Source organism: Aquabacter sp. DMC10, assembly GCF_056314145.1.
Genome location: NZ_JBQUYX010000006.1, coordinates 152255 through 177257 on the forward strand (window position 1 = coordinate 152255; position 25003 = coordinate 177257).

24 protein-coding genes are annotated in these 25003 nt (G+C 67.8%); 22 read left to right on the plus strand and 2 right to left on the minus strand.

What is annotated here, in order from left to right:
* Position 1 precedes the first annotated feature (1 nt).
* The 18 genes from ACT54L_RS17020 (at position 2) to ACT54L_RS17105 (ending at position 17795) form a co-directional block, all read left to right on the plus strand.
* Entirely contained in the window at positions 2 to 1654 is a 1653-nt protein-coding gene (locus ACT54L_RS17020; protein WP_476086833.1) for an acyl-CoA dehydrogenase family protein, read from the plus strand.
* A 107-nt stretch (positions 1655 to 1761) separates the two neighbouring features.
* Entirely contained in the window at positions 1762 to 2820 is a 1059-nt protein-coding gene (hisC, locus tag ACT54L_RS17025; protein ID WP_476086834.1) for a histidinol-phosphate transaminase, read from the plus strand.
* Between the two features lie 180 nt (positions 2821 to 3000).
* Positions 3001 to 3282, plus strand: a complete 282-nt coding sequence (locus tag ACT54L_RS17030; RefSeq protein WP_209098436.1) for an acyl carrier protein — start codon at positions 3001 to 3003, stop codon at positions 3280 to 3282.
* Between the two features lie 15 nt (positions 3283 to 3297).
* Positions 3298 to 3771, plus strand: coding sequence for a 3-hydroxyacyl-ACP dehydratase FabZ family protein (locus ACT54L_RS17035; protein ID WP_476086835.1), 474 nt, complete (start codon positions 3298 to 3300; stop codon positions 3769 to 3771).
* Complete coding sequence (locus ACT54L_RS17040) at positions 3764 to 4957, plus strand: beta-ketoacyl-ACP synthase (RefSeq protein ID WP_476086836.1); 1194 nt, start codon at positions 3764 to 3766, stop codon at positions 4955 to 4957. Before ACT54L_RS17035 ends, ACT54L_RS17040 begins: the two co-directional genes overlap by 8 nt.
* Positions 4958 to 5104: 147 nt before the next feature.
* Positions 5105 to 6388 (plus strand): beta-ketoacyl-ACP synthase, encoded by a 1284-nt coding sequence (locus tag ACT54L_RS17045; protein ID WP_476086837.1) that lies wholly within the window; start codon positions 5105 to 5107, stop codon positions 6386 to 6388.
* Between the two features lie 25 nt (positions 6389 to 6413).
* Positions 6414 to 7178: an SDR family oxidoreductase gene (locus ACT54L_RS17050; RefSeq protein ID WP_476086838.1), complete on the plus strand. Its 765-nt coding sequence runs from the start codon at positions 6414 to 6416 to the stop codon at positions 7176 to 7178.
* Between the two features lie 14 nt (positions 7179 to 7192).
* Positions 7193 to 8215, plus strand: coding sequence for a zinc-binding dehydrogenase (locus ACT54L_RS17055; RefSeq protein ID WP_476086839.1), 1023 nt, complete (start codon positions 7193 to 7195; stop codon positions 8213 to 8215).
* 17 nt (positions 8216 to 8232) lie between these two features.
* On the plus strand, positions 8233 to 9168 hold the full coding sequence (locus tag ACT54L_RS17060; protein WP_476086840.1) for a lipid A biosynthesis lauroyl acyltransferase: 936 nt from the start codon (positions 8233 to 8235) through the stop codon (positions 9166 to 9168).
* A gap of 203 nt (positions 9169 to 9371) precedes the next feature.
* A complete protein-coding gene (locus ACT54L_RS17065; RefSeq protein WP_476086841.1) occupies positions 9372 to 10250 on the plus strand; it encodes a diguanylate cyclase in 879 nt (292 codons plus the stop codon).
* A 208-nt stretch (positions 10251 to 10458) separates the two neighbouring features.
* The gene (purE, locus tag ACT54L_RS17070; RefSeq protein ID WP_476086842.1) at positions 10459 to 10941 is read left to right on the plus strand and encodes a 5-(carboxyamino)imidazole ribonucleotide mutase; all 483 of its coding nucleotides are present in this window, start codon (positions 10459 to 10461) and stop codon (positions 10939 to 10941) included.
* A gap of 5 nt (positions 10942 to 10946) precedes the next feature.
* Positions 10947 to 12041, plus strand: a complete 1095-nt coding sequence (locus ACT54L_RS17075; RefSeq protein ID WP_476086843.1) for a 5-(carboxyamino)imidazole ribonucleotide synthase — start codon at positions 10947 to 10949, stop codon at positions 12039 to 12041.
* Between the two features lie 214 nt (positions 12042 to 12255).
* Positions 12256 to 13245, plus strand: a complete 990-nt coding sequence (locus ACT54L_RS17080; protein WP_476086844.1) for a sialic acid TRAP transporter substrate-binding protein SiaP — start codon at positions 12256 to 12258, stop codon at positions 13243 to 13245.
* 112 nt (positions 13246 to 13357) lie between these two features.
* Positions 13358 to 13942, plus strand: coding sequence for a TRAP transporter small permease (locus ACT54L_RS17085; RefSeq protein WP_476086845.1), 585 nt, complete (start codon positions 13358 to 13360; stop codon positions 13940 to 13942).
* A 1-nt stretch (position 13943) separates the two neighbouring features.
* A complete protein-coding gene (locus tag ACT54L_RS17090; protein ID WP_476086846.1) occupies positions 13944 to 15350 on the plus strand; it encodes a TRAP transporter large permease in 1407 nt (468 codons plus the stop codon).
* Positions 15351 to 15530: 180 nt separating this feature from the next.
* Positions 15531 to 15944, plus strand: coding sequence for a DUF5330 domain-containing protein (locus tag ACT54L_RS17095; RefSeq protein ID WP_476086847.1), 414 nt, complete (start codon positions 15531 to 15533; stop codon positions 15942 to 15944).
* A 104-nt stretch (positions 15945 to 16048) separates the two neighbouring features.
* Positions 16049 to 16468, plus strand: a complete 420-nt coding sequence (locus ACT54L_RS17100) for a SufE family protein (protein WP_476086848.1) — start codon at positions 16049 to 16051, stop codon at positions 16466 to 16468.
* Between the two features lie 310 nt (positions 16469 to 16778).
* Entirely contained in the window at positions 16779 to 17795 is a 1017-nt protein-coding gene (locus ACT54L_RS17105) for an NAD-dependent epimerase/dehydratase family protein (protein ID WP_476086849.1), read from the plus strand.
* 14 nt (positions 17796 to 17809) lie between these two features.
* Here the strand turns inward: ACT54L_RS17105 and pdxR are convergent, their stop codons facing one another.
* Positions 17810 to 19237, minus strand: a complete 1428-nt coding sequence (gene pdxR, locus ACT54L_RS17110) for a MocR-like pyridoxine biosynthesis transcription factor PdxR (protein WP_476086850.1) — start codon at positions 19235 to 19237, stop codon at positions 17810 to 17812.
* Between the two features lie 90 nt (positions 19238 to 19327).
* Here pdxR and ACT54L_RS17115 point away from each other — a divergent pair, with 90 nt between their 5' ends.
* From ACT54L_RS17115 to ku, 4 genes are all read left to right on the plus strand, one after another.
* Positions 19328 to 20032, plus strand: coding sequence for a glutamine amidotransferase (locus ACT54L_RS17115; RefSeq protein ID WP_476086851.1), 705 nt, complete (start codon positions 19328 to 19330; stop codon positions 20030 to 20032).
* Positions 20029 to 20727, plus strand: coding sequence for an MOSC domain-containing protein (locus ACT54L_RS17120; RefSeq protein ID WP_476086852.1), 699 nt, complete (start codon positions 20029 to 20031; stop codon positions 20725 to 20727). Before ACT54L_RS17115 ends, ACT54L_RS17120 begins: the two co-directional genes overlap by 4 nt.
* Before the next feature lie 107 nt (positions 20728 to 20834).
* On the plus strand, positions 20835 to 21554 hold the full coding sequence (locus ACT54L_RS17125) for a GntR family transcriptional regulator (RefSeq protein WP_476086853.1): 720 nt from the start codon (positions 20835 to 20837) through the stop codon (positions 21552 to 21554).
* A 60-nt stretch (positions 21555 to 21614) separates the two neighbouring features.
* Positions 21615 to 22430, plus strand: coding sequence for a non-homologous end joining protein Ku (ku, locus tag ACT54L_RS17130; RefSeq protein ID WP_476086854.1), 816 nt, complete (start codon positions 21615 to 21617; stop codon positions 22428 to 22430).
* 6 nt (positions 22431 to 22436) lie between these two features.
* Here the strand turns inward: ku and ligD are convergent, their stop codons facing one another.
* Positions 22437 to 24986, minus strand: a complete 2550-nt coding sequence (gene ligD, locus ACT54L_RS17135; protein WP_476086855.1) for a DNA ligase D — start codon at positions 24984 to 24986, stop codon at positions 22437 to 22439.
* Positions 24987 to 25003 lie beyond the last annotated feature (17 nt).

Sequence of the window (25003 nt, forward strand, 5' to 3'; positions counted from 1 at the left end):
CATGGCAGGATCGGTTTCCAGCGCGGCACAGGCGCAGGCGCAGTGGCACAGCGCGGGCGAGGAGACGGTGCTGAACCAGTCGCCCCCCTTCGCCGATTTCAATTTGGCGGCCCTCGACGCGCCCCTGCGCGAACAGGCTGCCGGGGGAGAACCGGCCGCCGCCTTGCTGCGGTTCGGTGCCGCCTGGGGCGGGGCGGACCGCCTGGCATTGGGACGCCTCGCCAATGAAAACCCGCCCCGTCTGCGCACCCACGACCCCCATGGGCGGCGGTTGGATCTGGTTGAGTTTCACCCATCCTATCATGCCCTTATGGCCGAAAGCTCGGTGGGTGGGTTAAGTGCCTCCACCTGGCAAGGGGGCACGCATCTCGCCCGGGCCGCCCGGCTCTACCTCGTCTCTGGGGTGGAGGCGGGCCATGTGTGCCCGCTCACCATGACCCATGCCGCCCCCGCCGCACTCGCCGCCGCACCCGCCCTTGCCGCCGAATGGCTGCCGCGCATCAGGGGCGGGCATTATGACGGGCGCTTCCTGCCCTTCTGGGAAAAGAGCGGCGTGACCCTGGGCATGGGCATGACGGAGAAGCAGGGCGGTACGGATGTGCGCGCCAATCTCTCCAGTGCCAGGCCCGTTGGCGGCGGCGAATATGAGATCGCCGGCCACAAATGGTTCTTCTCGGCCCCCATGAGCGATGCCTTCCTGGTGCTGGCCCAGGCGCCGGGTGGCCTCTCCTGCTTCCTCATGCCGCGCTTCCGGCCGGACGGCAGCCTCAACGGGCTGCATTTCCAGCGGCTGAAGGACAAATTGGGCAACCGGTCCAATGCCTCCGCCGAGGTGGAGTTCGACCGCGCCTTCGCCTGGGGCGTCGGAGAGGAGGGCCGGGGCGTCGCCACCATCCTGAACATGGTGCAGATGACGCGGCTCGATTGCGCCGCCTCCTCCGCCGGCCTCATGCGCATGGCGCTGGCCCAAGCGCTGCACCATGCCCGCCACCGGGCTGTTTTCGGCAAGGCGCTCATCGACCAGCCGGCAATGACCGCGCTGCTGGCGGACATGGCCCTGGAGCTGGAGGGCGCGGTCGCCCTGGTCATGCGGCTCGCCCGTGCTTTTGATGCGGCCGCCCATGATCCGCAGGAAGCAGCCCGCGCCCGCCTGCTGACCCCGGCGGTGAAATTCCTGGTCTGCAAGCTGGCGCCGGGCTTCATCTATGAGGCCATGGAGGCGCTGGGCGGCAATGGCTATGTGGAAGAAAGCCCCCTGCCCCGGCTCTATCGGGAGGCCCCGGTCAATTCCATCTGGGAAGGCTCCGGCAACGTCGTCGCCCTCGACCTGCTGCGCGCGGCCGGCCGGGAGCCTGAGGCCGCGCGGGCGCTGCTTGTGTCCCTTGTCGAAGAGGCCGAAGGGCTTCCTGGCGTCACGGAGACCGCCGCGTCCCTTGCCGCGCTCCTGGCCTCGCCCGATCGGGAAAGGCAGGCGCGCAGCCTCGCCGAGGGCCTTGCCACGCTTGCCGCGGCGGCCGCCCTCGCACAGCGGGCCCCCTCCCCCACCTCCGAGGCCTTTGCACGCACGCGCCTTCAAACCAGACGCGGGATGCTGGGCACGGCGGACCTCACCCATACGGCGGATCTGCTGCTCGCCCGCGCCTTCGCCGCCTGAGGCGCGCCTGTGGGGTGGATGAAAGGCGCCATCCGTGGCACAGACACGCCCGTGCTGGCGGGCGTCCGCCGGCATGGCAAGATGCGTGCGTTCAAAGGCCCCGTTCCATGAGCAGCTATTGGAGTTCCATCGTTCACGGCCTGACCCCCTATGTCCCCGGCGAGCAGCCGAAGGTGGACGGGATCATCAAGCTGAACACGAACGAGAATCCCTATCCGCCCTCGCCCCGCGTGGCGCAGGCGGTGGCCGGCGCGGTGGAGCAACTGCGGCTTTATCCAGACCCCACTGGCCTTGCCCTGCGCTCCGCGCTTGCCGGTCATTACGGGGTGGCGGCCGATGAGGTGTTCGTCGGCAACGGCTCGGACGAGGTGCTCGCCCACGCCTTCCAGGCGCTGCTGAAGCACGAGGCGCCGCTGCTGTTCCCGGACATCACCTATTCCTTCTATCCGGTCTATTGCGGGCTCTATGGAATCACCTTCGAGGCCATTCCGCTGGACGACGGCCTTAAGGTGAACATCGCCGATTATGACCGCCCCTGCGGCGCCATCATCCTGCCCAACCCCAACGCCCCCACCGGCATCGCCCTGCCGCGCGTCGAGATCGAGGCGCTGGTGAAGGCGCACCCCGACGCGGTGGTGGTGATCGACGAGGCCTATGTGGATTTCGGCGCCGAAAGCGCCGTGCCGCTGGTGGCCCGCTATCCCAACCTGCTGGTGGTGCACACCTTCTCAAAGTCCCGCGCGCTTGCCGGCCTCCGGGTGGGATTTGCCATCGGCCAGCGGCCCCTCATTGAGGCCCTGGAGCGGGTGAAGGACAGCTTCAACTCCTACCCCCTGGACCGCCTGGCGCTTGCCGGCGCCACGGCGGCGGTGGAGGACGAAGCCTGGTTCCGCGACACCTGCGGGCGCATCATCGCCAGCCGGACGCGCCTCGCCGCCTCCCTTTCCGCGCTCGGCTTCGAGGTGCTGCCCTCGTCCGCCAATTTCCTGTTCGCCCGGCACCCGGCCCATGAGGGTGGCGCGCTGGCGCAGGCGCTGCGGGCCCGGGCCATCGTGGTGCGGCATTTCTCCAAGCCCCGCATCGCCGATTTCCTGCGCATCACCGTGGGGACGGACGAGGAGTGCGACCGTCTGGTGGCGGCGCTGACGGAAATCCTTGCCACCTGAGCCCCCTGCCACCGGATAGCGGTAGGGGTCGCCATTGAAACCTCCCGCCACGTTCGCTATAGGGGCGCTCGACTTATTCGCAGGGCCGGTCGGCCGTCCCTCGGCCGTGACCGCATTTCTTGCTCCCCGCGGGCTGGATGCGGGCGGGCCAGCAAGCCGGACATTGAAAGAGGCGCATCCATGTCTTCGACGTTCGATACCGTCGCCAACATCATCGCCGAGACGTGCGACATCCAGCGTGACACCATCACGCCGGAGAGCCACGCCATCGACGATCTCGGCATCGACAGCCTCGACTTCCTCGACATCGCCTTCGCCATCGACAAGGCCTTCGGCATCAAGCTGCCGCTGGAGCAGTGGACGCAGGAAGTGAACGACGGCAAGGCCACCACCGAGCAGTATTTCGTGCTCAAGAACCTCTGCGCGCGCATCGACGAGCTGGTCGCTGCGAAGTCGGCCTGAGGTCGGACGGAGCTGATGCGCCCTGAAGTCTTCAAGATGGTGGACCGGATCGTCAGCATCGATCCGGGCCTCAAGACCATCCACTGCCAGGGGCTGGTGCCCGAGGAAAGCTCCATCTTCGAGGGCCATTTCCCCGGGTATCCCATCATGCCCGGCGTGCTGCTCATCGAGGCCATGGCCCAGACCACGGGCTGGCTGGTGCTGGCGCGCAACCGATTCGACAAGATGCCCTTCTTGGCCACCGTCAAGGAAGCCAAGCTGCGCACCTTCGTCGTGCCCGGTCAGAATCTGGACCTGCACTCCGAGATCCTGCACGAAGGCTCCGGCTTCGTGGTGGCCAAGACCCATGCCACCCTCGAAGGCAAGCCCATCTGCAATGCCGAGCTGACCTTCCGCGTGCTCTCCTGGCCCGAGGGCCGCATGAAGAGCACCGTGCTGCGGGTGGCCGAGCATGTCCATTTCCCCGTTACGGAATATGTCGATGACTGAGCGCGGCGCCGGCAAGCGCGAGGTCTGGATCACCGGGATCGGGCTCGTCTCCTCTCTGGGAGAGGGGCTCGATGCCCATTGGGACGCCCTGAATGCGGGCCCTGTCCCGGTCACCGACGCGGAGCGATTCGCGCCCTATGTGGTGCACCCGCTGGTGAAGCTCAATTATGACAGCCAGATCCCCAAGAAGGGCGATCAGCGTCAGATGGAGCCCTGGCAGCGCATCGGCACCTATGCGGCGGGCCTTGCCCTCGACAGCGCCGGCATCGCCAAGAACGCCGACATTCTCGGTCGCACCGACATGATCGTGGGCGCCGGCGGCGGCGAGCGCGACCATGCGGTGGACGCGGCCATCCTGAACGATCTCGTGGGCGCCAACGAGCCCGGCCGGCTGCTGAACGAGCGCCTGCTGGCGGACCTGCGGCCGACGCTCTCCCTGGCCCAGCTCTCGAACCTTCTGGCCGGCAACATCTCCATCGTGCACGGCGTGACGGGTTCCTCTCGCACCTTCATGGGCGAGGAGAGCGCCGGCGTGGACGCGACCCGCGTCGCCCATGCCCGCATCGCCGCCGGCCAAAGCGAGATCGCCCTTGTGGGCGGCGCCTATAATGCCGAGCGCGAGGACATGCTGCTCCTCTATGCGCTGAACGATTTCTGCATGACTGGCAGCTTCCGCCCGGTTTTCTCGCAGGGTGACGCCCCCGGTATTCCCTCCGGCTCCATGGGCGCCTTCCTGGTGCTGGAATCGCCCGAGCATGCCAACGCCCGCGGCGCCAAGCCCATCGCCAGGCTGACCGGCGTCTGGTCGGAGCGCGCGCGGCGCAATGAAGAAGGCGACCTCGCCGCCGTAATTTCCGGGCTCGTCGCCAAGGCGGGTTCAGACAGGGCCACCCTGGTGCTGTCCGGTGCCACCGGCGCGCGCGGCGCAACCGAGGCTGAGCGCGGCGCGCTGACCTCGGCTGGCCTGCCGGTGCGGGCCCTGGCCAATCGCATCGGCCACGGCTTCGAGGCGCAATTCCCCGCCGCGCTCGCGGTGGCCGCGCTCACCGTCTCCCGCGGGTCCCTCTTCCCCGTCGTGGCGGGAGACGAGGTGGAAGCGGGCGAGGGCGCGGTGGACCGCGTCCTGGTGACCGCCGTCGGCCATTGGCGCGGCGAAGGGGCCGCCTTGGTCGAGAAGGTGGCCTGAGGGCCATCTGCCCTCGCCGCCCGGCGCGCGACATGCGTGCCATGCACGGGCGGCAGCCAGGCTCAAAGGGATGACGCAGGCGCCCCCCGGTGCCATAAGACGGCAAATGGTGCGCCGGGCGGGGCGCCGTCGGATCAGGAGGCGCCCATGGCGCAGGCGTACACGGACAAGTTCGGCCGGCCCGTCGTGGTCGTCACCGGCATCGGCATCGTCACCTCCCTGGGCCAGGGCAAGGAAGACAATTGGCGCCGCCTCACCGCCGGTGAATCGGGCATCCACCGCATCACCCGCTTTCCCGTTGAGGGCATGCGCACCACCATTGCCGGCACGGTCGACTTCCTGTTCGACGGCCGGGTGCCCGCGCCGGACCTGTCGCAGAAGCTCGCGACGCTCGCCGCCGAGGAGGCCGTCGCCCAGTCCGGCGTCGGCGGCAAGGGCCGCTTTCCCGGCCCGCTGTTCGCCGCCGTCCCGCCAGTGGAGCTGGAATGGCCGGAAAAGCGCCAGCTGGCTGATGTGGTCGACCATAAGCCCCTGGTCTATCATGACCTTTTGACCGCCGCGTCCACCGGCAAGTTCCGTCCCTGGCACGAACGCTTCCTGTTCGGCTCGGTGGCGGACCGGCTAGCCGACCATTTCGGCACGCAGGGCCAGCCCATTTCGCTGTCCACCGCCTGCGCTTCCGGCGCCACCGCGATCCAGCTGGGCGTGGAAGCCATCCGGCGCGGGGAATGCGACGTGGCGCTCTCGCTGGGCACCGACGGCTCGGTGCATCCCGAAGCCCTCATCCGCTTCTCGCTGCTTTCGGCGCTGACCACCGCCAATGACAAGCCGGAAGAGGCCGCCCGCCCCTTCGCCAAGAATCGCGACGGCTTCGTCATGGCCGAAGGCGCGGCCGCCCTGGTGCTGGAAAGCCTGGAGCATGCGGTGGCGCGCGGCGCCACCATTCTGGGCGTGGTGGAAGGCTGCGGTGAGATGGCCGACAACTTCCACCGCACCCGCTCCAGCCCTGACGGAAAGCCCATTGTCGGCTGCATCAAGAAAGGCCTGGAGGATGCCGGCGTCACCCCGGCCGACGTGAGCTATATCAACGCCCACGGCACCTCGACGCCTGAGAATGACCGGATGGAATATGTGGGCATGAAGGCGGTGTTCGGCGACGAACTGCTGGCTGGCATCCCCATCTCGTCCAACAAGTCCATGATCGGCCACACGCTGACGGCAGCGGGGGCCATCGAGGCGGCGGTGTCGCTCTTGACCATCGCCAATGGCCGCATCCCGCCCACCATCAACTACCACCTGCCCGATCCGGCCATTCCGCTGGACGTGGTGCCGAACGTGGCGCGGGACGCTGAGGTGAAGCGCGTCATCTCCAATTCGTTCGGCTTTGGCGGGCAGAATGTGAGCCTGGTGCTGGCGGGAGAGCCAGCGTGAGGCTCTCGTGCCCGGCGGCCAGGGCATGAGCCTCGCCCATAAGCGCATACTGGTGACCGGCGGCGGCCGGGGCCTCGGGGCGGCCATCGTGCGCCGCCTGAGCGCGGCCGGCCATGCGGTGACCTTCACCTATCGCAGCGCGGTGGCCGAAGCCGAGGCGCTGATGGATGAGATCCGCGCCGCCACGCCCGACGCGCGCCTGATCGCCCGTCCGGTGGACTTGGCGGACCGCGCGGCCGTCGAGGCCCTCGCCGACGAACTGGAGGCGGACCCGGAGGCCTATTACGGCTTCTGCCACAATGCGGGGGCCTCCTACGACACGCTGGCCGCCATGATCGACCAGGACAAGGCCGAGGCGGTCATGCAGGTGAATCACTTCACCTTCGTGCGCCTGACCCGCGCCCTGGTGCGGCCCATGACGCGGGCGCGCGAGGGCCGGATTGTCGCCATCGGCTCGGTGGCGGCGTTGCAGGCCAACCAGGGCAATGCGGCCTATGCGGCCTCCAAGGCGGCGCTGCTCGCCCATGCCCGCGGCCTCGCGGTGGAGACCGCCCGGCGCGGCGTGACGGTGAATTACGTGGCCCCCGGCTTCATCGATACGGGCATGCTGGCCAAGTTCGCCGATTATCGCGACCGCATGGCCGCCCAGATCCCCGCCGGCCGCTTCGCCACCCCCGACGACGTGGCACAGGTGGTGGCCTTTCTCTTCTCACCCGGGGCAGGCTATATCACCGGCGCCGTGATCCCGGTGGACGGGGGCCTCTCGGCCCAGCTCGCCGCCCATCGCTGACCTTCAGGAAGACCATGCGCGCCCTCCAGCTCGTTTCCGACCGCAATCTCCAGATCGTCGACCTGCCCGAGCCCCCGCCGCCCGGCGCGGGAGAGGTGCAGATCGCCGTCACGGCCGTCGCCCTCAACCACATCGATGTGTGGGGCTGGCGCGGCATGGCCTTCGCCAAGCGCAAGATGCCGCTGGTGGTGGGCGCCGAGGCCGCCGGCGAGATCATCGCCGTGGGCGCGGACGTGCGCGGCCTCAAGGTGGGCCAGACGGTGGCCATGTACGGCGCCATGACCTGCGGCCACTGCAAGCAGTGCATCAATGGCCGCGACAACCTTTGCGAGAATGTGGGCGGCGTGCTCGGCTTCCACATTGACGGCTTCGCCTGCGAGCGCATCAACATGCCCGAGCGCCTGGTGATCGCCGCCCCCGCGGGCGTCACCGGCGAAGAGGCCGCCTGCGCCGGCATCACCTTCTCCACCGTCGAGCACATGCTGTTCGACAATGCCAAGCTGGAACACGGCGAGACCGTGCTCATCCATGCCGGTGGCTCCGGCATCGGCAGCGCGGCCATCCGCCTGGCGAAGGACGTGGGCGCCACCGTCATCACCACCGTGGGCGATGACGAGAAGGCCATGAAGGCCGAGCTGCTGGGCGCGGACCATGTGATCAATTACCGCGAGGAGCGGTTCGAGCACATGGTGCGCAAGATCACCAAGAAGGTGGGCGTGGACGTGGTGTTCGAGCACGTCGGCGTCGACACCTGGAACGGCTCGCTGCTCTCCATGAAGCCAGGCGGTCGCCTGGTGACCTGCGGCTCCACCTCGGGCGTCTCTGTGCAGATGAACCTGATGCAGCTGTTCCAGCGCCAGTACAAGATTTTCGGCTCGTTCGGCGCCACCATCCGCAATGTCGCCAATGGCCTGGAAAAGATGGGCCGGGGCGTGAAGCCGGTCATCGACACCGTGGTACCCCTGGAATCCTTCAACGAGGGCCTGGAGCGGCTGGAAAGCCGCCGGGTGTTCGGCAAGATCCTCGTGCGCTTCTGAGCGCGGGAGGCGGGGCAGTGACATCCCTGAAGGCTCTCGCCGTGCGCGCGGCGCGGCGCACCCGCTCCGCGCTCGCCCCCTTGTGGGAAAGCGTGGTGGTGGGCCTGCTCCAGGGCCTCGTCTGGTGGTCGCGCCTGTTCCCGGTGTCCTGGTCGCGCACCATCATCCGCAGCTTCGCCTGGCTGCTCGGACCGCTGTTCGTGGTCTCGCGCACGGCCCGGCGCAATCTGCGGCTCGCCTTTCCCGAGAAGACCTCCTGGCAGATCTGGTGGATGGTCGCGGGCGTCTGGGACAATCTGGGCTGCATGGCGGCCGAGTTCGCCCATCTCGACCGCATCTGGGATTATGATCCCGACCATCCCGGCAACGGCACCATCGAGATCGTCGGCGCCGACATCATGGCGCGTCTGCGCGATGACAGCCGTCCCGCGCTCTTCTTCACCGCCCACACCGGCAATTGGGAATTGAACGCCATCACCGGCGCCAAGCTCGGCGTGCCCGGCGGCGTGCTCTACCGGGCGCCCAACATCAAGAAGGCGGCCGACCTCATCACCGAGATGCGCGCCCAGACCATGCCGGGCCTCGTCAAGGCCAGCCGCAATGCCGGCCGCCAGATGGCCCGCATGCTGGAGGATGGCGAGCATATCGGCATGCTCGTCGACCAATATTGGGGCCAGGGCGTGGTGGTGGACTTCTTCGGCCGCCCCGCTCACACCAACCCGACGCTCGCCCGCCTCGCCCGGCAATTCGATTGCCCGGTCCATGGCATGCGCGTCATTCGCCTGCCCCACGGCCGCTTCCGCATCGAGATCACCGAGGAAGTGCCCCTGCCCCGCGATGCAGAAGGCCGCATCGAGGTGGAAGGCGCCATGCAGGCGGTCTCCAACGTAATCGAGGGCTGGGTGCGCGAATATCCCACCCAATGGCTATGGCTGCACCGCCGGTGGCGGTGAGGCACCGGGTCTGACGTCTGACCCCGCCTCATCATCTGCGTGTCTTCAATAGACGCTCTGACACTTCAAATTCATTTCGGTCCGATTTTCGGCTTTTGACCGAATATATCCATTCGTTTTGGATGCAATATTCTTATAGTGCGCCAGCACTTTTTTGACCTTTCGGATATATTTCTTTCAGAAGTATGCTCGAAGGTGGTCCCATGCGCGTGATGTTGGTGGAGCCCAGCAAAGTCAGCCTGAAACTGATGGGCCGGATGATCGAAGACATGGGCCACACGGTCTGTCCCTTCTCTGATGGCGCCGACGCCTTGCACCATCTGCATGAGGACACAAACCTCGACGTGGTGATGACCAGCTTCGAGGTGCCCAGCGTGTCCGGCATTCAATTGTGCTGGGAGGCCCGGGTCATCGCCAACAAGGGCCGGCCCATCTATGTCATCGCCATGTCGTCCAGCAATGACACGACGCATCTGGTGGAAGCCCTGGACAGCGGGGCTGACGACTTCATCCGCAAGCCCCCGGACAAGATCGAGCTGGAAGCGCGCCTGCGCGGAGCCGAGCGCATGAACCAGGCGCGCCGGGAGCTGGTGCGCTGGGCCACCCATGACGCGCTCACCGCCCTGCTGAACCGCCGCGCCTATTTCAACCTCGCCGAGGAAATGATCCTGGGCGGAGGCGACCTGTCCCTGCTGCTGTTCGATATCGACCACTTCAAGAGCGTGAACGAAACCTATGGCCATGCCAGCGGCGACCTCGTCCTGGTCGCCGTCTCACGGGTGCTGTGGGCCCATGCGGGGCGCGCTGCGCGCGTGGGCGTGAAGGAATTCGCGATCCTCCTGCCCGGCACCACGGAAACCGTTGCCAGCGACATTGCCGAGGCGCTGCGCTGCGAGATCGCGGGCATGGCCGTGTTCCTGCCGTCGGGCGAGCGCCCTTCCGTGACCATTTCCATTGGCGTTGCCGAGCATCTGCCCGGCGAAGACGTGGACGATTGGATGAAGCGGGCCGACGACGCCCTCGCCGCCGCCAAGGACGAGGGCCACAATCGCGTGGTCGTGGCGGGACAACTGGTCGATTGACCGGGCACGGCGGGCACGGCCTGCGGACAGGAGACGGCGGCGGGGGCCGCAGGGGCCCTCGTGCCTCAACTGTGCCGACAGCGCGACCTGCACCCCTGTCGGCCCACACGGTTTGCGCGGGGGACGCGCAGCCCGCGTGCTTCTTTCCCTTGCCCCTGCGGCCCCAATCCGATAAAGCCGCGCTTTCCGTTTTTCAGGGATGGAAGCGATGAGTTCGCGGCCCGTGGCCGTCATCATGGGCAGTCAGTCCGATTGGGACACCATGCGCCATGCGGTCGAGACCCTTGAGGCGCTGGGCATCGGCTGCGATCCCCGCATCGTTTCGGCCCATCGCACGCCCGATCGCATGGTGGCCTTCGCCAAGTCCGCGCGCGCGGACGGCTTCAAGGTCATCATCGCCGGCGCCGGCGGGGCCGCCCATCTGCCGGGCATGGTGGCGGCCATGACCACCTTGCCGGTGTTCGGCGTGCCGGTGGAATCGCGCACCATGTCGGGCCTCGACAGCCTCTATTCCATCGTCCAGATGCCGGCCGGCATTCCGGTGGGCACGCTGGCCATCGGCAAGGCGGGGGCCACCAATGCGGCCCTGCTGGCCGCATCCGTCCTTGCTTTGTCCGATCCCGAGCTCGCCACCCGCCTTGAGGCGTGGCGCGCCGCCCGTACCGAGGCCGTGGCCGAACGGCCGGTGTGATCTGCATGCTGAAACCCGGTTCCACCATTGGCATCCTCGGCGGCGGCCAGCTCGGCCGCATGATTGCCCTCAAGGCTGCCCAACTCGGCCTGCGTACCCAGATCCTGTGCCCGGACCCGGACAGCCCGGCCTTCCGCGTGGCGGACGGCCATATCTGCGCCGACTACGAGGACGAGACGGCGCTGGCGGAACTGGCGGGGCGCAGCGACGTGGTGACCTACGAGTTCGAGAATGTGCCGCTGGAGACCGCCGAGTTCCTGGCGGCACGGGTCCCGCTGCGCCCCGGTGCGCGGGCGCTGGCGGTGACGCAGGACCGATTGGCGGAAAAGCGCTTCGTGCGCGATCTCGGCATCGAGACCGCCCCCTTCGCGCCCGTGGACAGCCTCGCCGACCTGGAAGCGGCGGTGGCCGCCATCGGCCTGCCGGCGGTGCTGAAGACGCGCCGCTTCGGCTATGACGGCAAGGGCCAGGTGACCATCCGCCCGGGTGACGACCTTTCCGCCGCCTGGCGCACCATCGGCGCCCAGAGTGCCATCCTGGAAGGGTTCATCGCCTTCTCCCGCGAAGTCTCTGTCATCGCCGCCCGCTGCTCGGACGATGCCTTTGCCGCCTTCGACGTGACGGAGAACGAGCACCGCAACCATATCCTGCACCGCTCGACCGTGCCGGCGCGGCTCGGGGCCGAGGCGGCCAAGCAGGCCCGCGGCATCGCCTGCCGCATTTCCAGCGCGCTGGATTATGTGGGCGTGTTCGCGGTGGAGCTGTTCGTGGCGGGCGAAGGCCCCAGCGAGCGGGTGATCGTCAACGAGATCGCGCCGCGCGTGCACAATTCCGGCCATTGGACCATGGACGGCGCGGTCACCTGCCAGTTCGAGCAGCATGTACGCGCCATTGCCGGCTGGCCCCTGGGCGATCCCGCGCGGCTCGGCCATGCGGAAATGGTCAATCTCATCGGCGACGACGTGGACGCCTGGGCGCACATTCTCTCCGAGCCCGGGGCCCACCTGCACCTCTATGGCAAGGACGAGGCGCGCCCGGGCCGCAAGATGGGCCATGTGAACCGCCTGCGGCTGGACGGGCTCGACGACGGCGGCTGCTGACCGCCGCGCGATTCCCTTCCCCCTTACCGTGCGAACCCTCGGCGCGTCCCCGAAGGCACGCCGCTCGGGAAAGCCGCGTCCGATCGCCCCTTGCCCCGGCGGTCTTCCATAGTACCATGGCAGAAGATGGGAGCACGGGGACGCCAGATCCGCGGCTCAAATCGATTTAACCGGCACGCCAAACCTCACAGCCGGGCCATTGTGGAGGAAACAGATGTCCGTTCTTCGTTGCGGGCTCACGGCCGCGCTCGCCCTCGGGTCCGCCCTCCTGTTGGCAGGACCCGCCAGCGCCCAGACCAAGCTGAAATGGGCCCATGTCTACGAGACCTCGGAGCCCTTCCACACCACCTCCGTCTGGGCGGCGGAAGAGATCAACAAGCGCACCAACGGGCGCTATGTGATCGAAGTCTATCCCGCCTCGCAGCTGGGCAAGGAAAGCGACATCAATCAGGGCCTGTCGCTGGGTACCGTGGACATGATTATTTCCGGCTCGTCCTTCGCCGGAAAGGCCTATCCGCCCATCGGCGTGACCTATTATCCCTATACCTTCCGCGACGCCGACCATCTCATCGCCTATGCCAAGAGCGACGTCTTCAAGGACCTCGCCAAGGGCTATGAGGACAAGACCGGCAACCATATCGTGGCCGTCACCTATTATGGCGTGCGCCAGGCGACCTCCAACAAGCCGTTCAAGACCTGCGCCGAGATGAAGGGCCTGAAGATCCGCGTGCCGGATGCGCCCGCCTATCTCGCCATGCCCAAGGCCTGCGGCGCCAACATCGCCCCCATCGCCTTCGCCGAAGTCTATCTGGCGCTCCAGAACGGCACGGTGGATGCGCAGGAAAACCCGCTGACCACCATCGAGGCGAAGAAGTTTTACGAGGTGCAGAAGAACATCATCCTCACCGGCCACATCGTCGACCACCTCAACACCATCGTGTCCAAGGGACTGTGGGCGAAGCTGAGCCCGGAGGACCAGAAGATCTTCACCGAGGTGACGCAGGAGGCCGCCGAGAAGGCCTCCAAGCAGGTGCAGGCCCGCGAGAAGGAACTGCTTGAGGTGTTCAAGCAGAAGGGCATCACCATCATCGAGGTGGATACCAACGACTTCCGCGATCAGGTGATGAAGACCATCACGTTCGAGAGCTTCGGCTACCGCAAGGCCGATTGGGACCGCATCCAGGCCATCAAGTCCGGCTCGTGAGGGACTGGCCGGGCGCCCGCCGCGCCCGGCCTGCGCCCCCGACCATCGCCGCACCGGCGGGGGCCCTGGCGCCTGCCGGATGCCCCTTCTTGTCGCGCCGACCGGAATCCCCATGGCAGAACAGGCTTTCACCCGCGAAGTCCACACGCAGGTCACCGGCGAAGAGCTGGCCCACACCTTCGAGGAAACCGCGCCCGTCGACCTCTCCCCCTATGCGCCGGAGGACTGGGTCACGCTTCTCGTCTTCTGGGCCATGGCGGGCCTGGTCTTCACCCAATTCTTCACCCGCTACGTGCTGAATGACAGCTTCGCCTGGACCGAGGAGTTGGCCACCTATTGCCTGGTGGCGGTGGTGTTCCTGGGCGCGGCCATGTGCGTGCGGCTCTCGCGGCACATCCAGGTGGACCTGCTCTATCGCTTCCTGCCGGCCCCCGTGGGGCGGGTGATGGCCATCGCGGTGGATGTCTTGCGCACCGCTTTCTTCGCTTATGCCTGCTGGCTCATGGTCCGCTACATCGACCTGGTGGGCGATGAACCCATGGTGATGGTGAACGCGCAAAAGAGCGTCGTCTATTACGCCGTGCTGGCGGGCTTTGCGCTCATGTTCGTGCGTTCGGTCCAGGTGATGGTCGCCAATCTCAGGCGCGGCTATTCCATCCTGGAGCGTCCCGAGGCCTTCGACGGAACGGAGGCCTGACATGTGGATCCTGATTGGCGCCTTTCTCGGCCTCATGATCTGCGGCGTGCCCGTGGCCCTTGCCATGGCCGGCTCGTCCCTGCTCTATATCCTCGTCTCCGGCACGGTGCCGGACGTGGTGATCGCCCAGCGCATGATCGCGGGCGTTGAGAGCTTTCCCCTCCTGGCCGTGCCCTTCTTCATCCTGACCGGCAATCTCATGAACATCGCCGGGGTGACCGGGCGCATCTACAGCTTCGCGGTCGCCCTGGTGGGCTGGATGCGCGGGGGCCTGGGGCAGGTAAACATCATCGGCTCGGTGGTCTTTTCCGGCATGTCCGGCACCGCCATCGCAGATGCGGCCGGGCTCGGCACCATCGAGATCAAGGCCATGAAGGACCATGGCTATTCCACCGAATTCGCGGTCGGCGTCACCGCCGCCTCGGCGACCCTCGGCCCGATCATCCCGCCGTCCCTGCCGTTCGTGATCTACGGCATGATGGCCAATGTCTCCATCGGCGCGCTGTTCCTGGGCGGCGTCATTCCCGGCCTGTTCATGACGGTGCTGATGATGGCGACGGTGGCCTATTTCGCCCATCGCAACGGCTGGGGCAGCGACGCCAAATTCTCCCTCCGGCGGCTGGCCAGCGCCGGGCTGGAAGTGGTGGTCGTCGCCTGCTTCCCGCTCGGCGTCTACATCCTCACCGAGCTCGGGCTCACCACCAACCAAGCGGTGCTCATTTCGCTAGCGGTGCTCCTCGCCGCGGACTGGTATTTCGACTTCTCCGCCGTGATGGCGCTGATGGCGCCGGTGATTCTCATCGGCGGCATGACGCTTGGTTGGTTCACGCCCACGGAGGCGGCGGTGGCGGCGGTCATCTGGTCGCTGTTCCTCGGGCTGGTGCGCTATCGCTCCATGACCTTCAAGGGCCTGGCCAAGGCCACCTTCGACACCATCGAGACCACCGCCTCGGTGCTGTTCATCGTCACCGCCGCCTCCATCTTCGCCTGGCTGCTCACGGCCAGCCAGGCGGCGCAGATCCTCTCGGACGCGATCCTCGGCTTCACCCAGAACAAATGGGTGTTCCTGCTGCTGGCGAACCTCCTGATCCTATTCGTGGGCTGCTTCATCGACACCATCGCCGCCATCACCATCCTGGTGCCGATCCTGCTGCCCATCGTGCTGAAGCTCGGCATCGACCCCATTCATTTCGGGCTGGTGATGACGCTGAACCTGATGATCGGGCTGTTGCATCCCCCGCTCGGCATGGTGCTGTTCGTGCTGGCGCGGGTGGCGAAGCTGTCGGTGGAGCGCACGACCGTGGCCATCCTGCCCTGGCTGGTGCCGCTTTTGATCGCGCTTGCCGCCATCACCTACATTCCCGACCTGACGCTCTGGCTGCCCCGCACCATGGGCCTTGGCCGATAGGGCCATGGCGCTCCCGTCCTCCCGGCGGGGGCGCCGCGCCTTGGCGCGTGACGCAGGCCTTTGGCAACAGCGTTAACGATGTCTTGCGATGAGGGGAGCCGACCGGCTGCCCTGCCCCGCCAGCTTTGCTAGGATGGGATCGCCTGGCATGGGAGGCGCGCCAGGCCTGTCGAGGGATCGATGTTCTTCCTGTTGCGCATGGCCTTCTGGCTGGCCCTCATTCTCCTGATCCTGCCCATTGGCACGTCCAGCGACGGCGGCCGGCAGATCGGGGCATGGCAGGCCCTCAGTGCCGCCCAGTCGGTGCTGGCGGACGCGCGCGGCTTCTGCCAGCGCCAGCCAGACGCGTGCGCCGTGGGTGGCGAGATGATGTCTCATATCCTCGACAAGGCGCAGATGAGCGCCAAATGGCTCTATGACAATTTCGGCGCCCATTCCGGTGCCGAGGCGCCGCGGGCGCCCGAGGCCCATGGCGGCAGCACCCTGACGCCCCAGGACCTCCTGCCGAACTGGGGCGGCGACCCCGCCGCGCCTGGCGCCGCGCCCCAGGCCCCGAGCTTCAGCGTCCCCCTGCCCCAGCGCCGGCCCGCCTGAACACTTTTCCTTCCCGTGTGCGGCTTCTATATGCTGGTCACGGCGCGCATGGTGCGGCGCCGCAGACATGTCCGCCCTGCGCGGACCGTGCAGGGACGGGCGAGATGGACGCGGAAGACCTCGTTGCGGACTTCGAGGTGCTGGACACCTGGGAAGACCGCTATCGCTATGTGATCGAGCTCGGCCGCAACCTGCCTCCCTTCCCGGACGCCGAACGCACGGAAGCCAACAAGGTGCAGGGCTGCGCCAGCCAGGTGTGGCTGGTGAGCCATCGCGAGACCGGCCCTGACGGCCCGGTCCTGAGGTTCGAGGGGGATTCCGACGCCCATATCGTGCGCGGCCTTGTCGCCGTGCTGCTGACGCTGCTGTCGGGCCGCACGGCGCGGGAGATCCTGGCCACCGATCCCCTGGCCGTGTTCCGCCGGATTGGTCTGGAAGGCCACCTCACGCCGCAGCGGTCCAACGGCCTGCGCTCCATGGTGGAGCGCATCCGCCACGATGCGCAGTCCGCCCTGGCGGCCTGACACGGGCCGCCTGGACCCGCAAACACAGCATATTACCTCCCAGCACTTTGTCGTTCACAGGCGATGCCGCCGCTTGCCTTACGTCCGTCTTGAACGGGCCTCACAGCCGTGCTTGGGAAGAACGGGGGCGTGACCCCTCCGGCTACGGATCAGGGTCCGCGGGCGGAGAGCAAGAAAAGAAGCGATCCGGCGCCCGAGCCGGCCGTTGCTGAACGTCCGGGTGCCGGAGCGGACGATTTGGACGGTTGGAACAGGGCCGTCCGCCACGGGGCGGGCGGGCGCGCGACGCGCCGGATGCCCTGAGGAGTGAATGATGGTGCGCGTTCTGGTCACCGGCACGGCAGGCTTTATCGGCTGTGCCGTCGCCCGGCGCCTGTTGCGGGATGGTGCGGAGGTGATGGGCATCGACTGCCTCACCCCCTATTATGATCCTTTCCTCAAGGAGGAACGGGTCAAGGTCCTGCGCGGCTGCCCCGGCTTCATCGAGCGGCGCATCGACCTTGCGGACGGCCCGGCGACCCTTGCCGCCGTGCGCGAGTTCCTCCCCGACGTGGTGGTTCATCTGGCCGCCCAGGCGGGCATTCGCTATTCGCTGGATGATCCGCGGAGCTATACCCATTGCAACGTGGAGGGCACGCTCTCGGTGCTGGAGGCCTGCCGGGCCGTGCCCGTCAAGCACCTCATCTATGCCTCCTCCTCCTCCGTCTATGGCGCCAACACCCGCGTGCCGTTCCGCGAGACCGATCGGGTCGACGCGCCCGTCTCGCTTTATGCCGCCACCAAGCGCGCCAACGAGCTGATGGCGCAGACCTACAGCCACCTGTTCCGAATCCCCGCCTCGGGCCTGAGATTCTTTACCGTCTACGGCCCGTTCGGCCGGCCGGACATGGCCTATTTCAAATTCACCAAGGCCATTTTTGAGGGCGACGAGATCGACGTCTTCAATCACGGCCGCATGAAGCGGGACTTCACCTATATTGACGAGGTGGTGGAGGCCATTCAGCGCCTGATGCTCCTGCCGCCGGTGGATCGCCTGGGCGAGGGCGAGAGCGAGCCGGGGCGCGTGCATCCCGACGTGCCGCACCGCCTGTTCAATGTGGGCAATCACACGCCCGTCCCGCTGGAGCGGTTCATCGACGTGCTAGAGGAGATCATCGGCCGCAAGGCGCGCCGTCGCCTTCTGCCCATGCAGCCGGGTGATGTGGTGAGCACCTTCGCGGATGTGAGCGCCCTTGAAACGACCGTGGGTTTCACGCCGAGCACCCCCATCGAGGTGGGGCTGGCCGAGTTCGTGGACTGGTACAAGGCCTTCTATAAGGTCTCCTGAGCCCCCAAGAAACGTCAAGGCGCCGCCCGCGCCAGCAGGTCCACGGCGGCGTGCATCTCGTCCGTGTCGAGCCCGGCAAAGCCCAGTCGGAAGGCTTGGGGGGCGTGTGACGCGTCCAGGCAGAAGGCGCGGGCGGACGTAACGCTGAGGCCGAGCGCTTCAGCCGCCTCGCTCCAGCGATCGGCCTCAAGCCCGGGCGCCAAACGCGCCCAGATGGCAAGGCCCCCCACCGGCGGGGCAAAGGCCAGGCGGCTTCCCATTTTCTGCCGCAGCAGGGCGCACAGCAGGTCCCGCCGGGCCTCATAGATGCGCCGGCTCTTGCGCAGGTGCCGCCCCAGGTCCCCCTCCCGCATCAGCTGGGCGACCGCCAGTTCCAGCGGCAGGTCGCCCTGCCGCTCGATGGCCTGGCGCAGGTCCGCCATGGCCTGGAGCACCTTAGGATCCGCCACCGCATAGCCCAACCTCAGGCCCGGCGCGAGCAGCTTGGACAGCGAGCCCACATAGACAAGGCGCACATCCGCGCCCGCCCGCGCCGCCAGGGGAAGGACAGGCCGCCCATCAAAGCGATAGTCGTGGTCGTAATCATCCTCGATGAGCGCCAGGTCATGGCGCCGCGCCAGCGCCAACAGGGCCACCCGCCGCGCTGCGCCCAGCGTGACCGTGGTGGGATATTGGTGGTGGGGCGTCACATGCACCGCCCGAATGGACGGGTCGGCCCGAACCGCCCGCTCCAGCGCGGCGATGTCCAGCCCGCCGCCGTCCACCGTCACGCCGACCACCCGAAACCCCGCCGCACGGAAGGCGGATGCTGCGAGAGGATAACCCGGCTCCTCCACGGCAATGGCCTCGCCCGGGAGGGCAAGGGCGCGGGCCGCCAGGAAAAGCGCCATCTGGCTCCCGCGCGTGACCATCACGTCCGCCGGCCCGATGGCCAGGCCCCGATGGCCGGCCAGATGCCGGGCAAGCTCATCACGCAAGGCCAGTGCGCCGCGCGGATCGCCATAGGCCCCGGCGGCCCGCAGGTCCGGCCCGCGCAGAACCCGCCGCACGGCGCGGGAAAGCTCCGCAACGGGCAGAAGGCGGACATCCGGCGCCCCGTCGGAAAACGAGAGGACCGCACGGGCCCGCCCCGGGGCCTCGACACGGGGGAGCGCGGGGCCGCCCGGCGGGTGGGAGACTGTGGCGCCTGGCGGCAAGCCGCTGGCCACAAAGGTGCCGCTGGAGGGGCGGGCCTCCAGCCATCCCTGGAGCATCGCCTCCTGATAGGCCGCATCCACCGTGTGGCGGTTGAGGCCCAGCATGCGCGCCAGGGCGCGGGTTCCCGGTAGGCGTTGCCCGGGCCGGAGCCGACCCGCCGAAATGGCGGCGATCAGCGCCTCCGCCAAGTGCAGGAACACCGGACGCGGTGAGCCGGGCTCCAGAGAGAAGACGATTTCCTCCATCGACCGGCCCAGTCACTTTATTCAAACCGGCCCTTTTTGCTCCTCCGGTTGGTCCCTATCAAGCCACCCATCCGCCGCGGAGGAAGGACCATGCTGAAAACCGCCGTCGCGCTCCGGCACGTTCATTTCGAGGACCTCGGCACCTTCGGCCCCGTGCTCGAAGCCGCCGGCTACCGGGTGCATTATTATGATGTGGGTGTGGATCCGCTCTGGACCTTGGACCCCGTGCGGACCGATCTGGTGGTGGCGCTGGGCGGGCCGATCGGCGTCCACGATGCCGCCGCCTATCCCGTCCTGCACAACGAGCTGGATCTTCTGCGCCAGAGGCTCGCGGCCTCGCGGCCCACTCTGGGCCTGTGCCTGGGGGCGCAACTGATGGCGGCGGCCCTGGGCGCGCGGGTGGGCACCATGGGAGCGAAGGAAATCGGCTTTGCGCCCCTGGCCTTGACGCCGCAGGGCACGTCCGGTCCCCTGCGCCACCTCAGCAACGTGCCGGTCCTCCATTGGCATGGCGACATGTTCGACCTGCCAGCCGGTGCAGACCATCTGGCGTCCACGCCCCTGTGCCGCCATCAGGCCTTTGCGATAGGACCGAATGTGCTCGGGCTTCAATTCCACCCGGAGGCGGATGTGGGACAGTGCTTTGAACCGTGGCTGATCGGCCATGCGGCGGAACTGGCCACCGCCGGATGCGATCCGGCGGCCTTGCGCCGGGCCGCCGCCCGGCATGGCGAGGGCCTGCGCACGGCCGGCACGGCCGTGCTGGCCGAATGGCTTGCGGGTCTTGAGCCATGACGGTGGTCTTGCAGACCCTCCTTGTGGGCGAAGTCCGCCCCTTCGGCCCGCGGGGCGATCCGAGTGGCATCGCCAAGCGGCCGGTGGCGGGGCCGATCGTCCTGTCTCGCCTCGGCCTTGCCGGCGACGGCCAAGGCGACCTGCGCCATCATGGCGGGCCGGACAAGGCGGTGCATCATTACTCGATCGCGCATTACGAGGCCTGGCGGGCCGAGATCGGCCCAAACCCGGTACTGGATGAACCCGGCGCCTTTGGAGAGAATCTCTGCACGCGCGGGCTCACCGAGGCCGACATCTGCCTTGGCGATGTCTTCCGCCTCGGCGGCGCGGTGCTGGAGGTCAGCCAAGGCCGCCAGCCCTGCTGGAAGCTGAATCACCGCTTCGGCGTTCGCGACATGGCGGTGCTGGTGCAGCGGAGCGGACGCACCGGCTGGTATTATCGGGTGCGGGAGGAGGGCCGGATCGCGCCGGGTGACGCCTTCACCCTCCTGGATCGTCCCCTTCCCCATTGGCCTCTCGCCCGCCTGTGGCGTCTGCTTTATGTGGAGATGTGGGACCGGGCCGGGCTCGAGGAGATGGCCCAGCTGGCCCCCTTGCCGGACAGCTGGCGCCGCATCGCGCACCACCGCCTGGACACCGGCCGGCTGGAGGATTGGACGTCGCGTCTGGAAGGGCCGGAGCGCAGGGGGGAGTGAGCGGGACGGTCTTTGCATGCAAAGATATACAAAAAAGCCTGCCGCCCTCCGCCCCGCCTGCTATAAGGGCGCGTGCCCAACCTCGGGCGCCCCGGACGGATGGAGACATGGCCGGAACGCCCGCTGCCGATCGTGACGCACGGCCAAATCCCGAGCCCTCCGAGGGGGGCGACGGGCAGCCCTTCGCCCATCTGTCGCGGAGCGAAGCCGCCTATCGTGCGATTCTCGAACAGATCCGGGAAGGTGTCCTGAAGGCCGGCGACCGCCTGCGCGAACAGGACATCGCCGCCCGGTTCGGCATGAGCCGGACCCCAGTGCGGGAAGCGCTCGGCCGCCTTCTGGAGAAGCGCCTCCTGGTGACCGCCGGCGGGCGGGGGCTGACGGTGCGGGCGCTCGCCCCTTCCGAGGTGATCGAGCTTTATTCCATGCGCGAGATCCTGGAAGGCGCCGCCGCCCGCCTTGCCGCCCAGCACGCCTCCCCGCCGGAACTGGCGGCCCTGGCGGACCTTGAGGCCGCCTTCGGCCGCGACGGCGCGGATTATGCCGAGCTTGCGCGTCTCAATCGCGACTTCCACGCCGCCATTCATCGTGCCGCGCGCAATGCCTATCTGGACGAGGCGACGCGGGTGCTGGACGACAATATCGCCCTGTTGGGTATCAGCACCTTCTCCGCCTCCGGCCGCCCCGACGCCGCCCGCGCCGAGCATCGGGCCATCGTGGACGCCATCACCGCCCGAGATGCCGATGGCGCCGAGCAGGCGGCCCGCGCCCATATGCGCGCGGCCTTGCGCACCCGCCTGTCGCTGGCTCCCTCCCATCGCCCCTGAGCCGGCGGGAACCGATGGCCACCTGCCGTGTTCGCACCACGAACTCACAGGAAACCGGCCATGGCCCCGCGCACCTTCTGGAAGGGCTATCTGAAGCTCTCGCTCGTTACCTGCCCGGTGGCCATGACCCCGGCCACCACCGAGGGCGCCAAGGTGCGCTTCCACACCTTGAACCGCGCCACCAGCAATAGGGTGGTGAGCGAATATGTGGACGCGGTCTCCGGCAAAGTGGTCGAGGATGATGACCTCGCCCGCGGCTATCCCACCGGCGAGGACAGCCATGTGATCGTCGAGGACGAGGAACTGGAGGCCGTGGCGCTGGAAAACCGCCGCACCCTCGACATCGAGATGTTCGTTCCGGCCGATAGCATCGGCTGGATCTTCCTCGACCGCCCCCATTTCCTCACCCCCGACGACAAAGTGGGCGAGGAGGCCTATTGCGTCATCCGCGATGCCATGGAAGCCACCGGCCAAGTGGGCATTTCCCGCCTCATCCTCCATGGCCGCGAGCATGCGGTGATGCTCGCCCCGCGCGACGGGGGGATCGTGGTGTGGACCTTGCGCTATGGCGACGAGGTGCGCGATCCGCAGGAAGTGTTCGAGGCGATCGACAAGGCCGCGCCCGACGCCAAGGCCATGAAGCTGATGACGACCCTCATTGCCGAGCGCGTGCGGGACTGGTCGCCGGATTTCGTCTCCGACCCCGTGCAGGCCAAGCTCCTGGACATCATCGCCGGCAAGAAGACGAAGAAGCCCCGCAAGCCCTCCAAGGCCGCGCCCGCGCCGAAGGAGACCGGCGGCGACAATGTGGTCGACATCATGGAGGCGCTGCGCCGGAGCATCGCCGGCGACAGTTCGGCCAAGCGCAGAAAGTGACGCCTTCTATTTGCGCGCCTTCGCCTTGGGCAGAGGCGCGGCGGCGGCCCGGAAGCCGTCCCAGGGTCGTCGGGGAAGGGCATCAAGGCGGCCGGGCGTGTTGAGGATGGTGAAGGCGGCCGGGCCGATGGCGGGGGTGAGTTCCTCCCACGCCAGCGGCATGGAGACGGCCGCGCCCACCCGCGCGCGGGTCGAATAGGCCGCCACCGCCGTGGCGCCCCGCTGGTTGCGCAGATAATCCACCAGGATGCGGCCCACCCGCTTCGACTTGGTGATGGTGGCCGTATAGAGGTCCGGGCTGTCAGCGGCCATGGACTGGGCAATGGCCTTGGTGAAGGCCTTGGCCTCGGCCCAGCTGGCGCGGGGCTTCAGGGGCGTCACCACATGCAGGCCCTTGCCGCCGGAGGTCTTCACGAAGGCCGCCAGCCCCGCCGCCTCCATGCGCGCCTTGATTTCCTCGGCGGCGGCGATCACCCGCGTCCAGGGCACGTCCTCGCCGGGATCGAGGTCCATCACCAGGGTGTCGGGCCGCTCCCAATCTTCGATGGTTGAGCCCCAGGGATGGATCTCCAGCACCGCCGCCTGGACGAGGCCCATGAGCCCGTCGAGGTCGGCGATGGCAATGAGGGGTTCACCGGATGTGTCCTTGGGGTCGGTGACCTGGATGATGCGCGGATTGAGCCCCTTCCAGGCATGCTTCTGGAAGAAGCGCGGGCCGTGGATGCCATCCGGGCAGCGCACGAGGGCGAGCGGGCGACCGATGAGGAAGGGCGCAATGACCGGCCAGACCTGCGCGTAATAGTCCGCCAGGCCTTCCTTGGTGATCCCCTCCTCCGGCCAATAGATCCGGTCGGGGTGGGTGAGTTTCACGGTGCGCCGTGGCACGGTGTCTTCCTTCGCCTTGGTCTTGGTCGTCACCCGGCCGGCGGGCCGCTCGGCCACCACCTCGGCGGCCGCCTTGTCTTCCCGCAGGCCCCGGAAGGAGGCGTGGCGCAGATGGCCATCGCCGGTCCAGGCGCGGAACTCCACCTCGGCCACCAGTTCGGGACGCACAAAGGTGACGCCCCGCCGCGCCTCCGCCGACAAGGGCTCGGCAAAGGGGGAGCGCTCCACCTTAAGGGCAGCCAGGCGCGTGTGAAGGTCCCGCGCCACCGCTGCGCTGAAGCCAGTGCCCACGCGGCCCACGTGGCGCAGCTTGCCCTCCTCATTCACCCCGAGCGCGAGGGACCCGATGAGATCCGCGCCGGTCGTGGAGGGCACGAAGCCGCCGATAACGAATTCCTGCCGCGCGGTGCATTTGGACTTCACCCAGGCTCGACCCCGGCCTGACCGATAGGGTGCGTCCCGCTCCTTGGAGACCACCCCTTCCAGCCCCAGCCGGCAGGCATGGCGCAGCACGGTGGCCCCGCTCTCATCGAAATGGCTGGAGAAACGCAGCGGGCCGCTCCGGCCTTCCAGGAGCGTGGCGAGGCGGGCCTTGCGTTCGATGAGGGGCAAGGGGCGCAGATCCTGGCCGTCCAGATACAGGAGGTCGAAGGCATAGAAGACAAAGCGGTCGTCGCGGCCCTCGGAGAGGTCCGCCTGCAAGGCCGAGAAATCGGAGGCCCCTGCCCCGTTCTCCACGATGACTTCCCCGTCCAGCAGCGCGTTGCTCAGGGGCAGCGCGGCAAGCGCCTCCGGAATTGCGCGGCCGAAGCGGGCCGTCCAGTCCAGCGCGCTGCGGGTCAGGAGCGTGACGGCGCCGCTTTCAACCCGGGCGATAAGTCTGTAGCCGTCAAACTTTACCTCGTGCAACCATCCTGTGCCGGTGGGTGCCTTGTCCACCAGACGGGCGAGCATGGGCGCGACGAAGTCGGGCGGAGGCTTTGGCTGGACTGCACTTTTCGCGTTCACCTTGGCTTTTGCACGGGCCGCCCCGGGGCGCGTGGGAGCGGATTTGGCATTTTTAGCCGGCTTGGTTATGGGTCCTGTCTTGGACGACCAGCCGGGGGGTTCCCCCTCCACATCCGCAATGACCCGCCCCGTCTTCACCGATTGCGGGGCCTCGTCCAATATGTCGCCGACCCCCTCGGGGCGGGCGGCGTCATCCTCGCCCTTGATGAGCAGCCAATTGTCCCGCGTCTCGCGCGGCTTGCGGTGCATGCGCACCAGATGCCACCGTCCGCCGAGCTTTTCCCCGTGCAACTGGAAATCCAAGTGGCCGGCTTTGAGCCCCTCATGGGGATTGCCGATGGGGTCCCAGGTGCCCCGGTCCCACAGAAGCACGGTACCGCCGCCATATTCGCCCTTGGGAATGGTGCCCTCGAAATCGCCATAGGCGAGGGGATGGTCCTCCACCTCGACAGCCAGACGCTTTTCGCCGGCCACCAGGCTGGGGCCGCGCGTGACGGCCCAGCTCTTGAGCACCCCGTCCAGCTCCAGGCGCAGGTCATAATGCAGGCGGCGGGCGGCGTGCTTCTGGATGAGGAAATGGGCGCCCTTCTGTGCCCCCTTTCGCCCCTTCGGCTCGGGCGTGACCTTGAAGTTGCGCTTCTTGCGGTATGTGGCGAGCGACATGGGAGGCCCTTCGGCAA

What these genes read in the sequence shown, in the direction of transcription:
- ACT54L_RS17105 (WP_476086849.1), top strand. Translation starts at nt 16,779, where the DNA reads ATGATGGTGCGCGTTCTGGTCACCGGCACGGCAGGCTTTATCGGCTGT.
- ACT54L_RS17020 (WP_476086833.1), top strand. Translation starts at nt 2, where the DNA reads ATGGCAGGATCGGTTTCCAGCGCGGCACAGGCGCAGGCGCAGTGGCAC.
- ACT54L_RS17090 (WP_476086846.1), top strand. Translation starts at nt 13,944, where the DNA reads ATGTGGATCCTGATTGGCGCCTTTCTCGGCCTCATGATCTGCGGCGTG.
- ACT54L_RS17120 (WP_476086852.1), top strand. Translation starts at nt 20,029, where the DNA reads ATGACGGTGGTCTTGCAGACCCTCCTTGTGGGCGAAGTCCGCCCCTTC.
- ACT54L_RS17095 (WP_476086847.1), top strand. Translation starts at nt 15,531, where the DNA reads ATGTTCTTCCTGTTGCGCATGGCCTTCTGGCTGGCCCTCATTCTCCTG.
- ACT54L_RS17050 (WP_476086838.1), top strand. Translation starts at nt 6,414, where the DNA reads ATGAGCCTCGCCCATAAGCGCATACTGGTGACCGGCGGCGGCCGGGGC.
- ACT54L_RS17030 (WP_209098436.1), top strand. Translation starts at nt 3,001, where the DNA reads ATGTCTTCGACGTTCGATACCGTCGCCAACATCATCGCCGAGACGTGC.
- ACT54L_RS17035 (WP_476086835.1), top strand. Translation starts at nt 3,298, where the DNA reads ATGCGCCCTGAAGTCTTCAAGATGGTGGACCGGATCGTCAGCATCGAT.
- purE (WP_476086842.1), top strand. Translation starts at nt 10,459, where the DNA reads ATGAGTTCGCGGCCCGTGGCCGTCATCATGGGCAGTCAGTCCGATTGG.
- ACT54L_RS17045 (WP_476086837.1), top strand. Translation starts at nt 5,105, where the DNA reads ATGGCGCAGGCGTACACGGACAAGTTCGGCCGGCCCGTCGTGGTCGTC.
- pdxR (WP_476086850.1), bottom strand. Translation starts at nt 19,237, where the DNA reads ATGGAGGAAATCGTCTTCTCTCTGGAGCCCGGCTCACCGCGTCCGGTG.
- ACT54L_RS17100 (WP_476086848.1), top strand. Translation starts at nt 16,049, where the DNA reads ATGGACGCGGAAGACCTCGTTGCGGACTTCGAGGTGCTGGACACCTGG.
- ACT54L_RS17075 (WP_476086843.1), top strand. Translation starts at nt 10,947, where the DNA reads ATGCTGAAACCCGGTTCCACCATTGGCATCCTCGGCGGCGGCCAGCTC.
- ku (WP_476086854.1), top strand. Translation starts at nt 21,615, where the DNA reads ATGGCCCCGCGCACCTTCTGGAAGGGCTATCTGAAGCTCTCGCTCGTT.
- ACT54L_RS17080 (WP_476086844.1), top strand. Translation starts at nt 12,256, where the DNA reads ATGTCCGTTCTTCGTTGCGGGCTCACGGCCGCGCTCGCCCTCGGGTCC.
- ACT54L_RS17055 (WP_476086839.1), top strand. Translation starts at nt 7,193, where the DNA reads ATGCGCGCCCTCCAGCTCGTTTCCGACCGCAATCTCCAGATCGTCGAC.
- ACT54L_RS17040 (WP_476086836.1), top strand. Translation starts at nt 3,764, where the DNA reads ATGACTGAGCGCGGCGCCGGCAAGCGCGAGGTCTGGATCACCGGGATC.
- hisC (WP_476086834.1), top strand. Translation starts at nt 1,762, where the DNA reads ATGAGCAGCTATTGGAGTTCCATCGTTCACGGCCTGACCCCCTATGTC.
- ACT54L_RS17125 (WP_476086853.1), top strand. Translation starts at nt 20,835, where the DNA reads ATGGCCGGAACGCCCGCTGCCGATCGTGACGCACGGCCAAATCCCGAG.
- ACT54L_RS17065 (WP_476086841.1), top strand. Translation starts at nt 9,372, where the DNA reads ATGCGCGTGATGTTGGTGGAGCCCAGCAAAGTCAGCCTGAAACTGATG.
- ligD (WP_476086855.1), bottom strand. Translation starts at nt 24,986, where the DNA reads ATGTCGCTCGCCACATACCGCAAGAAGCGCAACTTCAAGGTCACGCCC.
- ACT54L_RS17115 (WP_476086851.1), top strand. Translation starts at nt 19,328, where the DNA reads ATGCTGAAAACCGCCGTCGCGCTCCGGCACGTTCATTTCGAGGACCTC.
- ACT54L_RS17085 (WP_476086845.1), top strand. Translation starts at nt 13,358, where the DNA reads ATGGCAGAACAGGCTTTCACCCGCGAAGTCCACACGCAGGTCACCGGC.